This window comes from Chloroflexota bacterium, assembly GCA_026710945.1.
GTDB lineage: Bacteria > Chloroflexota > UBA11872 > VXOZ01 > VXOZ01 > VXOZ01.
The window spans coordinates 16,970-32,434 of sequence record JAPOQA010000002.1 but is presented as its reverse complement, the minus strand read 5'-3'; the positions used below and the strand labels follow the sequence as shown (position 1 = coordinate 32,434).

The following is a 15,465-nucleotide window of genomic DNA, read 5'->3' as shown; positions in this document are numbered from 1 at the left end:
TGTAGGGCTATACTACTGACTCGTGCGGCATGTCTCAAGTGACTTGCGCGCTCGCAGAGGCAAGTTGACAAGGTGCATAGTGACGCGCAAGCTAGGGAGAGAACTCACTCACTATCCTAACACCATTTCACGTACCCTCATGGCTGCAGCCCAACAGAATTCAGAACTCACGGTCGCGGCGTATATTGCCAGATTTCTCCGTCAGCAGGGCATTCAACGCTTCTGGGGCGTCACCGGCGGTGAGAACGTCGATCTCATCAACGCCTGCTACGCTGAACACGTAGAATTCCAGCTCGTCCACCACGAAAATACCGCCGCTTTCTTGGCGCAAAACACCGCCTTTGTGACCGGCGTTCCATCGGTCTTACTCACCACCCTGGGACCCGGCGCTACGAATATGATCAATGCCGTTGCCGACGCGTATCTGGCACGGCTTCCGGTCATCGTGATCACCGCTGACTTTGAAGACCCTACCGTGGAGTTTGCTACGCATCAGAATGCGCCGTTGCTGGAGCTTCTGCGGCCCATCACCAAATGGAACGTGCGCCTGACCCCCGCCAACGTGGCGGATGCGCTGGCCTATGCGTGGGCCGTGGCGGCGCAAGGGCGTCCCGGTCCGGTGCATCTCGCGCTACCGGCTGCCGTGGCGCGCCAGCCCCTGGCCGCAATGCCTCTACACGCCTCGGCACGCCCTCTCGGTGTCTTGGACGCCGCGCCGTTGCCGCATACCGCGCTCGCGCGTCTCACGACCTGCGACGCGCCGGTGGTAGTCCTGGGACTGGAAACCAACCATCGTCTCAGTCAAGAATCTATTGTCGCGCTGGCAGAGCAATGGGGCGCGCCGGTGATCAATATGCCCATGAGCAAGGGTGTCTTTCCTGAGGACCACCCGTTGTTTGCCGGGATTCACAGCGTATACGGCTATGCCATCGTTGATGAATTCCTCGATCAGGCCGATTGCATCCTGGCGGTCGGTTTGGACGGTTCCGATTTTATCCATCCCTGGCAGACAGAGGCGACCACGATTGCCATCCACCCACATACTGAGGTCGATTCAGCTTTTGCGGCAGACTACGTGCTCGTTGGCGATTTAGACTCCACCGTGCGCATGCTCACGCCCGAACTCTCCCATCAGGGAGACTGGGGGGCGCGCGCGGCGGCAGCCTGCCGCGAGAAGATCCGGCAGCGCTTGGCGCCAAAACGCACGGGCGGCGAAACGGGCGTGCCCCCACAAGTCCTGCTCTCGACGCTCCGCGCATTGACGCCGCCGGAAACGGTCTTTGCCTGCGACGTCGGATCGCACAAACTGCTCGCGTGCCAAATGTGGCAGAGCACGCAGCCCCAGACATTCCTCGTCTCCAACGGCCTTTCGACCATGGGCTTTGGTGTGCCGGCGGCTTTGGCCGCCAGGCTCTGCGACCCTGAGCGTCCGGTGGTCTGCGTCACCGGCGACGGTGGTTTGCTCATGTATGCCGGTGAACTGGAGACCGTGAAGCGCCTGGCGCCTGAGAGCAGCTCGCCGTTCGTCATTGTCGTCTTCGTCGACTCCACGTTGGCCTTGATTCGCATGAAGTCGGAAGAGCGGGGATACGCAGGCATCGAGAATGACTTTGGATTCACTGACTACATGCAGCTTGCCGCCGCGTTCGGCTTGACTGCATTCCACATTCAGCGAGAAGACGAGTGCGCCGCCGAACTCCAGGAAGCTCTGGCGCAAGACCAGCCTGCGCTCGTAGCAGTGGAGGTAAATGTAGACGAGTATCGACACATGGGCGGCTAACCCGCACATTCAATGAAAGGAGCGTCGCATGGCTACCGTACACCGACACGAACCGAACATCTATTACTATACGTTTGCCCCGCACGAACCGGCGCTGCGTATAAACTCTGGCGACCGCGTTATCGCCAAGACGGTGGATGCCGGTCATTGGGACAGCAATGGCGAGCAGTTGCCGGAGGAGCTGCGCTATTCCCGCGCCGACACTGAGTTCCGCCAGGCCAACCCGCAGGTCGGCCCCTACTACGTGGAAGAGGCCGCAGTGGGCGACGTCTTGCGTGTCCGCATCCTGCGGGTAGACCTGAACCGCGACTGGGCCTTTTCGCGTTTCAATCCCGGGTTTGGGAACCTGGGGGTGGAGGACTATCCCGGCGGGCCGACCGGTCTCAACGAGCCGCTGCCGCAGAAGTACTACCACTGGGATATCGACCTCGAAAGCCAGATGGCGACGCTGGACTTGCCGGAGAGCAAACTCGGCAGCATCACCATCCCGTGCCAGCCATTCCTGGGCTGCATCGGCGTGGCTCCGCGCTTCGGGGAGCACATCAGCACGCTCTCATCCGCCCACCACGGCGGCAACATGGATTGCGTGGAGACCGGGCCTGGCACGACCGTCTATCTGCCGGTATTCGTGAAGGGCGCATACCTGCAATTTGCCGACGTGCACGCCGCCCAAGGCGACGGCGAACTCTGCGGCGTGGCGCTGGAGACAACGGCGGAAGTGGAGGTGGAGGTCGAGGTCATCAAGAGCGGTGGCCCGATACACTGGCCGCGCTTTGAGAACGACGAGTGGATCATGGTCGCGGCCAACGCGCGTCCGCTTATGGACGCCTATAAGATTGCCCACGTGGAACTGATCCGCTGGCTTGCCAGCGACTACGGGTTCGATCTGTGGGACGCTTTTCAAGTAGTTTCCCAGGTGGGCCGCACCCGCGTCGGCAACGTCGTCGACCCGAATTTCACCGTGGTTGCGAAGTTCCCGAAGCAGTATTTGCCGTAGCAGTTTAACAGTTTTGCAATGACGGACATTTGCGCGCGTGACGTTGTCCGGTGGCGCGTGCAAACGGCGCAGGTTGCGAACCGACGCTACCATTGCCTCTACCTACCACTAGAAAACGTGTTGAACACGCAGTATCCTTTCGTCTAGGCAGCGTATCGTGCCGCCTGATGGTATTCTTAAGTTAAGGGAGTGGGGTATGGTGCTTTGGTGACGAAGGGTAAGAATGGGGCTCACAGGATGACCGATGAGGATCGGGTACGCTTGCATCACATGCTCGATGCATCGAGAAAGGCGGTAGCCTTGGTCTCCGGTATCTCTCTGGAGCAATACACTGCTGCGGAGAGTTTTGGATTGCGCGCCGCCACAGAACGGTTCATCGAGATTACTGGAGAGGCGGCGCACCATGTCTCAGACGGCCTCAAAGCGCAGCTCCCAGAGATTCCCTGGCGGCAAATTGCCGATATGCGCAACCACCTTATCCATGGATACATGACTACCAGTGACCGGACCGTGTGGAACACTGCCGTCAAACATGTGCCTCGTCTTGTCGCACAACTTGAGCAACTATTGGGCGCACCATGATCCCAACTCGAGAATTCGTGCTTGCCGAACTCTTCAAAGTCCGCACGACGCTGCTCTCTTTCCGCGTGCGGCGCATCGGGGTATTTGGCTCCGTATCGCGCAACACGGCTCGCGACGACAGCGATATTGACATCATTGTGGATTTTGCGAGTTCCGACGAAAATGCCGCGAACCTCTTCGGACTCCAATACTTTCTGAGGGACCATTTCCAACGCAAGGTAGATGTCATAACCGAGAGTGGCCTAAAGTCTTTCTCCCGCGACTTGGTGATGCGGGACGCGGTTTTTCTCGAAGGTTTGCACGAGATGGAGCCGGAGGCAGAGAAGGCACTCTCGCAGGCGTAGTGCAGTACCGGAGGTCTCCAGTGCGAGTGGCGGTAAACCAACTTCGTTTGTCCTTCCCATGCAAAGCATAGACCATGTCCTTTGACCTACTCATTCGCAACGGCCGTGTCATCGACGGGCTGGGCAACCCGTGGTTCCGTGCCGATGTGGGAATTAGCCAAGGCCGCATTACCGCCGTCGGACGCTTGGATTCTTCTACCGCAGAGTCCGAGATCGATGCCCACGACAAAATCGTCTGCCCCGGCTTCATCGATGTCCACAATCACTCCGATCTGATCCTCCTGCGCGAACCGGACCACACCCCCAAAGTCGCGCAGGGCATCACCACCGAGATTCTCGGCTCCGACGGTATCGGCTACGCGCCCATGTCGCGCAAGCACTTGCGCGAGACCACACAGCTTTACCATGCCATCAATGGCGATTTGCCCCAGGACGTAGAGCCTTGGCGGACCATTCCCGAGTACTTGGACCGCTTCGACGGCAAAGTTGCCGTCAACGTGGCCTTTCAAGTGCCGCATAATGCGCTGCGGTTGGCCGTGCTTGGCTGGGAGAATTCCCCCGCTCACGAGGATGACCTCAATCAGATGGCGCGTCTGGCGGCGGAAGCCATGGAGCAGGGCTGCGTGGGCTTTGCCACCGGCCTCTCGTACCACCCGCACGTGTTCTGCGGGCTGGAAGAACTCGTCGCCATCAGCCAGGCCGTTGCCGCCTACGGCGGCGTGTACAACACGCACATGCGCTACCACCTCGGCGACCAGTTCCTTGATCCGGTGCATGAAACACTCGACGTTGCCCGCCAGGCCGACATTCAGGTGCACATCGCCCACTACCTCATCTCCGGCGTCCATACCTGGGGATTGAGCAGCCAGCGGCTGGCGCTGGTGGATGCGGCCCGCGCCGAAGGTCTGGACGTTACCTACGATGCGTATTGCTATCCCGCCGGCTCGACAACCGGCATGTTCGTGCTGCCGCTGTGGATGGGCGCGGATGGACCGAATGCCATGTTGAAGCGTGTCCGCTCGCCCAACGTCATGGCGCAAATCCTCGACGAAATCGAGGGCCGTGAGCGCGACTTCTACGCCCGCATGCAGATTACGCACATCGGGCTGGAGCGCTACCGGGAATGGGAAGGCCGCCGCCTGGCGGACGTGGCCGACGAGGTCGGCGAAGCGCCCGACGCGCTCCTGCTGCGGCTCCTCGATGAGACCGCGCTGGAGATCGGCTTTACGTTCCACTTTGGCAACGAGGCCGACGTGCAGGCGATTATCCAGCATCCCGCCCACATGGGCTCCACCGACGCCATCATGATGGGCAGTTCTCCCCATCCCCGCGCCTACGGCACCTACCCTCGCTTCCTGGGCCACTACGCCCGCGAACTCGGCCTCTTCACGCTGGAAGACGCCATCCGGCGTTTCACCGGCTTCCCGGCGCAGCGCTTTGGGCTGAGCGACCGCGGCATCATCCGCAACGGCATGGCCGCCGACATCGTAGTCTTCGATCCTGCGACCGTCATAGACCGGTCCACGTTCGACGACCCACGGCAATATCCCGACGGCATCGAACACGTGCTCGTCAACGGTACACCCGTCATCGCAGACCGCGCCCCCACCGGCGCGCGTCCGGGCCGGGCGCTCCGGCGAGGGTAATTCTATTTCCGACTGACGTCCTATGAGCGCTGCCTCGCCTCGCTGACGATATCCCTCGCAATCTGCGCCGCGAGCTTCTCGCCGCATTCCCATTCCCCTCCCTCGTGTGCACTCCGCGGTGCTGACGCATACCGGCGACACCCGCGTGGCACACGTGCGGTAAACGCTAACCACGCGGTCCCACACAAGCCCGTGCATGAAGTTCCGATTTGAGCGCAATGAAACAATAATCTCAGTTAATTGCCTATTTTTCTCAATAATAGTGATAGTTACTGCAATATAAATTGCATTCTTCAAAAAGGTGCGCTATACTCTCCCGAAGGTATAGAATTCTAAACATGCGGTTAGGAGGGTAGCAAAACCGCTACAGTCTGGATCGGACGTAAGTCCAGTCAAGTGCGTTCTCGCATCTACGCAAACACGAGTGGAGGGAAACCCAAATGGACTCTAACCCCGTCGTTCAGACGGAGGGTCTCACGAAGAGGTACGGCAGCATCCTTGCCGTGGACGATCTTTCGCTGACGGTACCGCGCGGCCATGTCTTTGGATTGCTGGGCCCCAATGGCTCCGGCAAGACCACCACCATGGGCATGCTGCTGGGTCTCACGCGGCCGACCGCCGGCAGCTTCAGCCTGTTTGGCGAGCAGGGCAATAACCTGGACGCCCTGCGCCGCGTCGGCGCTATCGTCGAGACCCCGACGTTCTATCCGTACCTCACGGGCCGCCAGAATCTCGCCTATTTCCAGGGCATCTTGGGGCGAGGGACGGCGTCGGAACTCGATGATCTGCTCGAGCAAGTTAGACTGGCGGACCGCGCCGATGACCGCTTCCACACGTACTCATTGGGCATGAAGCAGCGACTGGGTCTGGCCTACGCGCTCTTAGGCGATCCGGAGCTACTCTTCCTGGATGAGCCCACCAACGGCATGGACCCCGCCGGCATGGCCGAGATGCGCGGACTAATCCGCAGCCTGGGGACTAAGGACCGCACGGTCTTTCTTTCGAGTCACCTGCTCAACGAGGTTGAACAGGTGTGCGATAGCGTGGTGATTCTCTCCAAGGGCAAGCTGATCGCGCAGGGGTCGGTTGACGAACTGCTCAAAGGGCGCGGACAGGTCCGCCTCCGCACCACCGACAATGCCCAGGCGGTCGCTGTCCTGGCGGCATTGGAGTGGGTAGATGACGTGAAAACCGAGAACGGCACTGTAGTGGTCACGGCGCCGTCGGAGCGCGCGGCGGAATTGAGTGCCGCGCTGAGCCGGGCAGAGATATATGTAACTGAATTGTCGTCCGGCAAGGAGTCGCTGGAAAGCTACTTCCTGGAAATCACTGCCGCCGAGGAAGGAGAAGAAGCCAGATGATTGCCCACGTCTTGCGACTCAGTGTTTGGGAATGGCACAAGCTCCGCCGCCGCCTGTTGCCGTGGATACTGTTGGCAATTGTCGTGATCCTGATGCAGGTTGCGGTTTGGGGCGCCTACGTTGTGCACCGCACCGAACCCTTCTCGCCGCGGCATGGCATCGGCATAGGCGAGACTGCAAGCGAGACTGCAAGCGAGACCGCAAGCGAGAACAAGGAAACGATCTTCGAAGCGGAATGGACGTGCAAGGACGTGCGGGGCGACCGCATCCCACCGGGAGTCGAAGAGCTCGCTGACGAGCATCGCGAGAGTGCGCTGGCGAGTGTGGAGGAATTCCGCGAATCATGCGCAGGCTATGAGGAGTTCCGCACGTTCACCAGCAACGCCGTCTTGCTGCCGAATAGCATCCTCTTGGGCTTCACGCTGTTGCAGGGAACTCTGTTTATCCTCGTCAGCATCTTAGGTGCGGCGGCGCTGGGTGCCGAATACGGCTGGGGCACGCTGCGCACGGTGCTTACGAAAGGCACCGGCCGCTGGCAGTTCCTGACGGCAAAGCTCGTCGCGCTCATGCTGGCCACACTGGCTGGCTTGATTGTGGCCGCCGCCACCGTGGCGCTGAGCAGCGTCTTAATCGGGTTTTTCGGTCTGGAAGGCGATTCGCTGCAGGGCTCGGCAGAATGGCTAGACGTGCCCATCAAGATGGGGACTCTGCTCTTCAGCTTCCTCCCCTACGTCATGCTGGCGCTGCTCGCTACGGCGGTGACTTCCTCGACGGCGCTCGGCATCGTCGCATTTGTGGTCTACTACCTGATTGAAACGACGCTGATTCCAGTTTTCAGCAACTTTGAATGGTTCCAGCGAATCTCCGAGTACTTGCTCAGCACTAACGCTACGACCGTGCTCCAAGCGAGTTACGGCGAGGTAAGTATAAATATCGGAGATAACGGCGACGCGGCGCAGCCGGAACTCCTCCACGCCTTTCTCGTCCTGGCAGGGTATACGCTCGTCTTCGGCGTACTGACGTTCTGGCTCTTCCAGCGGCGGGACATCACCGGCGCCAAAGGCGGCTGACCGGCGACAGTGATAAAGCGCTCCGGCGCGCTCAAGAGTTGCCGATGGGTAGGGTCACGACACGTCGTGACCCTACGAGTTTAACAGTATAATTTCTAGGCCAGACAGTACCGTACCGGTATGGTAGTATGCGACGTACAGAGGCGTGCGCACGGAGTCATTGCGAGGCCGGCGGCGGGCGTATTTGGGGTACACGCAGAATTTGATGGACGCAGACACGAGACCCGACCGGTGAACGCGATTGCTTGATTGCCAGGAAACCGTGGTGCCGCAAGAATTCAGCGGCTTTGGGATTCGGCGCGCGCATAGGTGACTTTTGCCCGTATAAGAATATTGCGCCATGCGCAATTGACGTGTGGAAGGAGAGGCACTGTGAGTACCAACCAAGACTGGTGGCCGAATCAGTTGAATCTGAAGGCACTGCGCCAGGATTCTCCCCATTCCGATCCGATGGAAGAGGACTTCGATTACGCGGAGGCGTTCAGTAGCCTCGACGTGGCTGCATTGAAGCAGGACATCGATGCGGTCATGACGACATCGCAAGACTGGTGGCCGGCCGACTACGGCCACTACGGCCCGCTCTTCATCCGCATGACGTGGCACGCCGCGGGCACGTACCGCATCAGCGACGGTCGGGGCGGCGGCGGCGCCGGGTACCAACGCTTTGCCCCCCTCAATAGCTGGCCCGACAACGCGAACCTGGACAAGGCGCGCCGCTTGCTCTGGCCGATCAAGCAGAAGTACGGCCGCAGCATCTCCTGGGCGGACCTCATCATCTATGCCGGCAACTGCGCCCTTGAATCCATGGGTTTCAAGACTCTTGGCTTCGGTTTCGGACGTCCGGACGTCTGGGAAGCCGACGAGACGTATTGGGGGTCTGAGAAAACTTGGCTCGACGACGAGCGGCACGACGGTGAAGGCGAACTTGAGGGGCCTCTGGCCGCCGACCACATGGGCCTGATCTACGTGAACCCCGAAGGACCGAACGGCAATCCGGACCCCCTCGCGGCGGCGAAGTTCATACGCCAAACCTTCAGCCGCATGGCGATGAATGACGAGGAGACCGTAGCGCTCATTGCCGGTGGACATACCTTTGGCAAAGCGCATGGCGCAATGGCTGACGACAACGTCGGTCCCGAGCCCGAGGGAGCGAGCATAGAGGAGCAGGGCCTCGGCTGGAAGAACGACGCCGGCAGCGGCAAAGGCGAAGATACGTTCACCAGCGGTTTGGAAGGCGCGTGGACCGATAACCCGGTGAAGTGGGACAACAATTTCTTTGAGAACTTGCACGAACACGATTGGGAGTTGACCAAGAGCCCCGCCGGCAAATGGCAGTACACGCCCAAGAATGCGTCTGCGGTGGCCACCGTGCCGGATGCGCACGATCCCGCCAAGATGCACGCTCCCATGATGCTTACCACGGACCTCTCACTGAAGGTGGACCCGGATTACGCGCCAATTGCAAAGCGTTTCCTCGAGAGTCAAGAGGAACTGGAAGACGCCTTTGCGCGGGCATGGTTCAAGCTGATCCACCGCGACATGGGGCCGCGAAACCGGTATCTGGGGCCCCTGGTTCCCGAAGAGCTGCTATTGTGGCAAGACCCTGTGCCCGACGTGGACCACGCGCTGATCGACGAGCAGGATAGCGCGGACCTCAAAGCGCGGGTGCTCGCCTCGGGTCTAACCGTTTCCCAAATGGTCGCGACCGCCTGGGCGTCGGCTTCATCGTTCCGCGGCACCGACAAGCGCGGCGGCGCTAACGGGGCGCGCATCCGCCTGGCGCCGCAGAAGGATTGGACGGTCAACAACCCGGCCGAGCTTCAAGAAGTGCTGCAGACGCTAGAGCAGGTCCAGGCAGACTTCAACGGCGGGCAGACCGACGGCAAGCGGGTCTCCCTGGCCGACCTGATCGTCCTGGCCGGATGCGCCGGCGTGGAGCAAGCTGCCAGGAATGCGGGACACGAGGTACAGGTACCCTTTGCGCCGGGGCGCACGGATGCTGCGCAGGAGTGGACCGACGTCGAGTCGTTCGCCGTGCTCGAACCCACCGCGGACGGTTTTCGCAACTACCTGCAGGCCGAACATCGCGAACCGGCGGAGGAACTCCTGGTAGAGCGGGCCTACTTGCTCACGCTCACCGCCCCTGAGATGGCAGTGCTCGTGGGCGGCTTGCGCGTGCTGGATGCGAACACCGGCCAAGCGCAGCACGGCGTCTTTACCGAGCGACCGGGAGCGTTGACCAACGACTTCTTTGTGAACCTGCTCGACATGGACACCGCGTGGCACGTGTCGGCGGAGTCTGAGGAGATCTTCGAGGGACACGACCGCCAGACCGGCGAACTCAAGTGGACCGGTACCCGGGTGGACCTGATCTTCGGTTCAAACTCCGAACTGCGCGCCTACGCCGAGGTCTACGGCTGCGACGACGCGCAAGAGATGTTCGTCCGCGACTTCGTGAGCGCGTGGGATAAGGTCATGAACCTCGATCGCTTCGACCTGGCGTAATGTCGCCGGTGATTGCGAGGATCGGTTTCTTGCGCACATCTTGAAGACCTAGGTTGTGTGGACATTTTGCCGTCATTCCCGTGAAAACGGGAATCCATCTTCACGCGACACCGGATCGTACTGCTACGTGAGGTGGCGTGCATCACATACGCAAGTATCATCTTTGTCAACCACTTTCCTTGCCACTTTGCGGAGCAAAACGAGAGACAGTCCCGTACAAACGCTTGAGATTCCGCGCCTGTGACGAAGTCAGCGTCCTTGACGAAGTCAGCGAACCCCGTTCGACGCTTGCGCTCGGAATGACACTGAATGTCCACAGAGGCTAGTCAACGCCAACCTGTTGACCCCTTCCCCTTTTAGGCTCGATTTGGGACGTCCGTCACAGGTTTTCGAGATTCCCCTAAAGGGGATTGTTTCTGAGACATGCCACGCGCATGGCAGTTGTCCAAGCGTGCCATTGATTCAGGCCAACTGGGAGAATTTCCTTCGGTAGCGCAGGCCCCTCGACAGAGCCTGTGCTGAGCTTGCCGAAGTGCTCAGGACAGATTTGCAACCCCGTATCGAGTATGGGGCAGGCTCTGCGCCTCGCCTCGTTTGGCTCCGGTAGCCCAATCAGAATGAACTTCCTTGGAATAGCCTTCTCTCTTGGCCATTGCGACCCAAGATGACCCCCTCGCGCGAGCTCAATCCCATAGATCTCATCCCGGTACCTACCACCCTTTGCACCAAATATACTTCGCCGCCATTATCGAATCCTCAACGTCAAGCTCTATAATGGAATGAGCTAGCAGAGCCTTTGAGGTGTTTGAGCTTTCCTGAAATCCCGCACGCCAACTGGCTTTAAACAATTCGTCTCAGCGCACAACACGAACAACCTCTGAACTGAGATAGGCCCCGGTCAGATGGTCAACGTACTTGGAACCATCTCCAAGCTCAAGAGAGAACCCGACGAGTTGCGACCGTTGCCGCCAACCGTCCTGGCTCAGGTCGAGCAGAAGCTGCGGCTTGAGGCGAATTACCATTCCAACGCCATTGAAGGCAATACCCTTACCCTTGGCGAGACGCGCAGTCTCATCCTCCACGGACTAACTGCCCACGGCAAGCCGATGCGCGATCATCTGGACATTCAGGGACACGACAGCGCCGTGCAGGCAATTGAAGATGCGGAAGATGAAGACCAGGGATTCGATGGAGCACTATGTTCGACGACAGGGAGTCCTTGGTCCGCTTGTCGCCTGAGTTCGACCGTGTCACGGCAAGAAATGCACCGTTCAACAATGGGGCAGCGCTTCAGTGCTTGACTGACCTCCCAAGACCTGACCATCATGCTACTATGAGTCTTAGTTTTTCGTGAAAGTCTTTAGACTCCCAAAGTGGCGGGATGATGGCCTACAGGCCTTAATGTGTGACCTGACCTCCGTAAACGCCGCATATGCCGTACCAAGACGAGACTCGACAGATCTGAGATGACTGATTCCTATACCACAGATGCCGGGCCGCAGGCCCAAACGTCACCTAGTGCCGATCTCATGATTGATGAGGTCCACGTTTCGGATTTCAGGAACATTGTCGACATTCGTATTCCCCTCCAATCGGGCGCGACGTTTCTTGTCGGTGAGAACAACGCTGGGAAGTCCTCGTCCTTGCTCGCGATCGCTACAGCGTGTGGTTTCCACAGGGCAACCCGCGATGATCTCCACCAGAGCGACGAAGGCACATCGACCGAAGCTACTATCGATCTGATAATCCGTTCCGTAGGGAAAGAGTTCGTTGAGGCCGTGGCACAGCGTCTGAACGGCAATTTCAGTAACGGGCCGGGGCCCGGTGAGTGGACTGCCATCCGGACCAGACTCGTTGAAAGTCGGGAGTCTTCCTTCCTCAGCACGAGGCGGAGTTACTTATCATGGGACGCTAGTACGCAAACATGGATTGCGACGACACGCGCACCATCCTCGCAGGTCCTTGAGTTGTTGGCTGCCCATCTGGTCGATGCGTTCCGTGATCTCTCTGTCGATGTCCTCAGTCGCACCTCCGATTGGGGACGGGTATTAGCGGACCTTGGGGTAAGCGAAGCAGACCGCAAGACTCTAGAAGAGAGCCTCTCAGACCTTGGCCACTCATTGCAAGACGCGAGCCCAACCTTTAGGAAGCTCGCCTCGGAATTGGTGAAGATGAAAGACAGCCAGTCCGATGTCGAGGAGGTCCAGCTACGACCGCTTCCGGGACGCCTAGAGGATTTGGCTCGCTCCGTAGACATTGTAGTGGGAGCAGGAAGTGGTAGGCCGGCCCTTCCCATGCGTCTACAGGGGCTAGGCAGTCGAAGCCTAGCAGCGTTGAGAGTTTTCCGCGCGCTTTGCGAGCTTCGGGTTGGGGTCGATCAAGGAGTGCGTCCACAGTTAATCACGTTGCTGGAGGAACCTGAGGCCCACTTGCACCCACAAGCACAGGCGGCCATGTATCGCTTCATTCAGGACCTTCCTGGTCAAGTAGTAGTCGCCACTCATTCGAGCGTGCTGATCGGCGAAACCGATCTAGAGGCAGTGAGAATACTCCGTTCAACCAAAGAGGGGACCACTGTCCACAAGCTGGGAAGTGACACGGCCAAGAAGCTCGCGGTGTTTCGGCGCTACATATCACGTCCACTCGGCGAGCTGTTCTTCGCACGTATGGTTGTACTTGTGGATGGGGCGGCCGAGCGAATCACTCTTCCAGAATTGCTTGGCCCACTGCTCGGAAGAGATATCGCAGGGCTCGGATTGACCATTCTGGATATGGAAAGCCCGAGTAGGGAGTGGGTGAAGAAGGTAGTAGAAGGACTCGACGCGCTGGGTGGGATTCCTTGGATTGCGTTCGTAGATAACGATTCTGACGGGCTACATGCGATAGATGGGTGCATTGGGTCAGATGGGACGCCGCTGTCCACAAGCCATTCGCAGGTGGTGGTAAGTGGCAATAAGCAGCTTGAGCAACTACTTCTCGATGCCGGGTATGGCCCTGAGATTGAGATGGTTGCGAACAAGTATTCTCCACGTCTGTCACCCGACCCGGCCAGCGACCAGCCTCGTCTTGCCCCGTACGGACCCTCAATGGACGCAATGTACTTGGCTTTCCTGAAGAAGTCCAAAGGCTGGGCTGGAGAGTTGATAGCTCGTGAAGCAATGCGGAATGGTAAGGCAGCACCTGCTGTGGTTATCGATCTGGCGAGTCGCATTCGAGCCACTCTCAACCTTGTCGAGCCTGTCACGGAATCGTACCGCGCGGCCTCCGGGGGAGTGTAGCCATGGCTATCCCCCAACAACTGACACCCGATCAGCAGGATGTTGTGGATGCGAAAGCACGGATTAGCCTCGTAATTGCTCCGGCAGGAAGTGGCAAGACTGAGGTGCTCATTCGCAGGATTGAGCGCTTGTTAGACGAGAGTCAAGGCGATTCCTTTCGGTTATTGGCCGTTACATTCACTGTCAAGGCCGCAGATGAACTGAAGAGTCGAGTGTCCCGATCCCTTGGAGATGAAGCCTGGAGGGTGGATGCGAATACAATCCACGGTTTTGCTCTCGACTGGCTGCAGCGCTCTGGCCAACCGGTTGGCATCTCGCCTGATGTTGTCGTTTATGCCCAAAGCCGCGACTGTGTGGATTTGCTTCGGCGTTTTTTGGACTCCGTGGAGGAGTCGCATTTTGAGGATCGAGCCCTGCTGGATATTCTCGAGCAAATAAACGACCTTAGAACTAGTCTTGTGAAGCCAAGCGCTGCGCCTAATCAGTCGTTTATTGGCTCGTCTTTCCAGCTTCCCGAAATTTACGAAGCATATTTGACCGCCTTGGACAACGCCGGGGGTATCGATTTTCCAGGTATGCTCGTGAAACTCCTAGACCTCTTTGAGGCCGACCCAGCGGTTCTCAGAAGAATCCAACGGACCTACTATCAGATTCTGGTAGATGAAGGTCAGGATCTGACACATGCTCAGGCAGAACTCCTGCGTACAATAAAGGGAGATGCCCTTGAGCTATTTGTGGTAGCTGACGACCGGCAGTCGATCAACGGCTGGGCGGGCGGCGGTATGCAGTGGGCAGAGAAGCTTGTAGGGCCGCACCCCCAGCGGTTTGAACTACGGCACAACTTCCGGTGCGCAACTCGAATCCTCTCGCTCTCCCGCCAGGTTGCCCGTCACTTCAATCCGCCCCGAGCAGATGGAGGAACGCCGCCCGGAGCTCCTGAGGGCATGCTACTCCAGCGTGAGGCGGAGAACTCTGAGGAAGAGGCGCACATAGTTGGTGATTGGGTCGATGGCCTTGTCCTGAAGGGTGTGGATTCCAGTCTCCTAGTCCCGGGAGAAGAACCTCGAGTTTTCGCTGAAGATATCGCGGTGATTGCCCGAACTCGCTATGGGCTTGATGACGTGCAAGAAGAACTACTCAAGCGCGGATACCAGGTGTCAGTCCAAGTTGACAGTGGGAGCTTCCTGAGTAGCTCCGAAGCGCGGCTATTCTACGCTCTTCTCGAAGTAAAGGCGAACCCAAGTAATCGGCCAGCGCTGCGCCGCGTAGAGGAAGAGCTGTTCAACCTACTCGGAGACTATCCTGAACTTCCTCAGGAGCAGTGCGGCCTCACCGATGTGCTAATGGCTGTCTCCGGGACTCCGACCGATAGCATGGTAGAACTCGTAATCGGCAGCACGCTTGATGCTGATGGTCTAGAGGAGTTGATTAAAGCATTGAAGCGTGGCGAGTATTTCCTTGAACCGGACGTGGAGCGACTTGCTAGCTGGTGGACTGAATATCGGGCGAGCACTGCACTGCAAGACAGGAATTTGGGAGGTTTCCTGCGATACCTTCTTCGCGTACAGCAAACCAGGCCAGACGAGCCTGGTATTCGGCTGACGACCACCCATCGTTCAAAGGGGCTTGAGTTTCGCGCGGTTGCCGTCGTTGGGTTAACCCAAGGCGCATTTCCTGATTACCGATCGTTGAGCGATCAAGAGGCCCTGGAGGCCGAGCGCCGAGCCTTCTATGTGTCTATCACTCGTGCCTCGCGTGCACTACTGCTAACCTGGCCTCAAAAGCGGCGGACTCGTTACGGCGAACGTGCAGCGGAGCCGTCGCAGTTTCTGCGTGAAGCTGGCCTGTAAGTATGAGGACGGATGCCCCGATGCTGCTTACTGTCCGACCATACGCTACTCA

The 15,465-nt window shown here is 58.9% G+C and carries 11 protein-coding genes; all 11 read left to right on the top strand.

The genetic code is table 11. From position 1 onward, the window contains the following. Window positions 1–79 precede the first annotated feature (79 nt). The gene (locus tag OXE05_00370; protein MCY4435772.1) at window positions 80–1,780 is read left to right on the top strand and encodes a thiamine pyrophosphate-binding protein; all 1,701 of its coding nucleotides are present in this window, start codon (window positions 80–82) and stop codon (window positions 1,778–1,780) included. Between the two features lie 28 nt (window positions 1,781–1,808). Then, window positions 1,809–2,777, top strand: coding sequence for an acetamidase/formamidase family protein (locus OXE05_00365; GenBank protein MCY4435771.1), 969 nt, complete (start codon window positions 1,809–1,811; stop codon window positions 2,775–2,777). Between the two features lie 237 nt (window positions 2,778–3,014). Continuing rightward, a complete protein-coding gene (locus OXE05_00360; protein ID MCY4435770.1) occupies window positions 3,015–3,359 on the top strand; it encodes a DUF86 domain-containing protein in 345 nt (114 codons plus the stop codon). After that, window positions 3,356–3,703 (top strand): nucleotidyltransferase domain-containing protein, encoded by a 348-nt coding sequence (locus OXE05_00355; protein ID MCY4435769.1) that lies wholly within the window; start codon window positions 3,356–3,358, stop codon window positions 3,701–3,703. The genes OXE05_00360 and OXE05_00355 overlap by 4 nt, the downstream gene beginning before the upstream one ends. A gap of 74 nt (window positions 3,704–3,777) precedes the next feature. Next, entirely contained in the window at window positions 3,778–5,349 is a 1,572-nt protein-coding gene (locus OXE05_00350) for a D-aminoacylase (GenBank protein MCY4435768.1), read from the top strand. Between the two features lie 440 nt (window positions 5,350–5,789). Further along, a complete protein-coding gene (locus tag OXE05_00345; protein MCY4435767.1) occupies window positions 5,790–6,710 on the top strand; it encodes an ABC transporter ATP-binding protein in 921 nt (306 codons plus the stop codon). Further along, window positions 6,707–7,780 (top strand): ABC transporter permease subunit, encoded by a 1,074-nt coding sequence (locus OXE05_00340; protein ID MCY4435766.1) that lies wholly within the window; start codon window positions 6,707–6,709, stop codon window positions 7,778–7,780. The genes OXE05_00345 and OXE05_00340 overlap by 4 nt, the downstream gene beginning before the upstream one ends. A gap of 330 nt (window positions 7,781–8,110) precedes the next feature. Continuing rightward, window positions 8,111–10,285 carry a catalase/peroxidase HPI gene (gene katG / locus OXE05_00335; protein ID MCY4435765.1) on the top strand — a complete coding sequence of 725 codons (2,175 nt, stop codon included), beginning with the start codon at window positions 8,111–8,113 and terminating at the stop codon, window positions 10,283–10,285. Window positions 10,286–11,187: 902 nt separating this feature from the next. Next, on the top strand, window positions 11,188–11,586 hold the full coding sequence (locus tag OXE05_00330) for a hypothetical protein (protein ID MCY4435764.1): 399 nt from the start codon (window positions 11,188–11,190) through the stop codon (window positions 11,584–11,586). Between the two features lie 165 nt (window positions 11,587–11,751). Then, the gene (locus tag OXE05_00325) at window positions 11,752–13,563 is read left to right on the top strand and encodes an AAA family ATPase (GenBank protein MCY4435763.1); all 1,812 of its coding nucleotides are present in this window, start codon (window positions 11,752–11,754) and stop codon (window positions 13,561–13,563) included. Between the two features lie 2 nt (window positions 13,564–13,565). Then, a complete protein-coding gene (locus OXE05_00320) occupies window positions 13,566–15,413 on the top strand; it encodes an ATP-dependent helicase (protein ID MCY4435762.1) in 1,848 nt (615 codons plus the stop codon). The last annotated feature ends 52 nt before the right edge of the window (window positions 15,414–15,465 follow it).

What these genes read in the sequence shown, in the direction of transcription:
- OXE05_00330 (MCY4435764.1), top strand. Translation starts at nt 11,188, where the DNA reads ATGGTCAACGTACTTGGAACCATCTCCAAGCTCAAGAGAGAACCCGAC.
- OXE05_00325 (MCY4435763.1), top strand. Translation starts at nt 11,752, where the DNA reads ATGACTGATTCCTATACCACAGATGCCGGGCCGCAGGCCCAAACGTCA.
- OXE05_00340 (MCY4435766.1), top strand. Translation starts at nt 6,707, where the DNA reads ATGATTGCCCACGTCTTGCGACTCAGTGTTTGGGAATGGCACAAGCTC.
- OXE05_00365 (MCY4435771.1), top strand. Translation starts at nt 1,809, where the DNA reads ATGGCTACCGTACACCGACACGAACCGAACATCTATTACTATACGTTT.
- OXE05_00360 (MCY4435770.1), top strand. Translation starts at nt 3,015, where the DNA reads ATGACCGATGAGGATCGGGTACGCTTGCATCACATGCTCGATGCATCG.
- OXE05_00345 (MCY4435767.1), top strand. Translation starts at nt 5,790, where the DNA reads ATGGACTCTAACCCCGTCGTTCAGACGGAGGGTCTCACGAAGAGGTAC.
- OXE05_00350 (MCY4435768.1), top strand. Translation starts at nt 3,778, where the DNA reads ATGTCCTTTGACCTACTCATTCGCAACGGCCGTGTCATCGACGGGCTG.
- OXE05_00320 (MCY4435762.1), top strand. Translation starts at nt 13,566, where the DNA reads ATGGCTATCCCCCAACAACTGACACCCGATCAGCAGGATGTTGTGGAT.
- OXE05_00355 (MCY4435769.1), top strand. Translation starts at nt 3,356, where the DNA reads ATGATCCCAACTCGAGAATTCGTGCTTGCCGAACTCTTCAAAGTCCGC.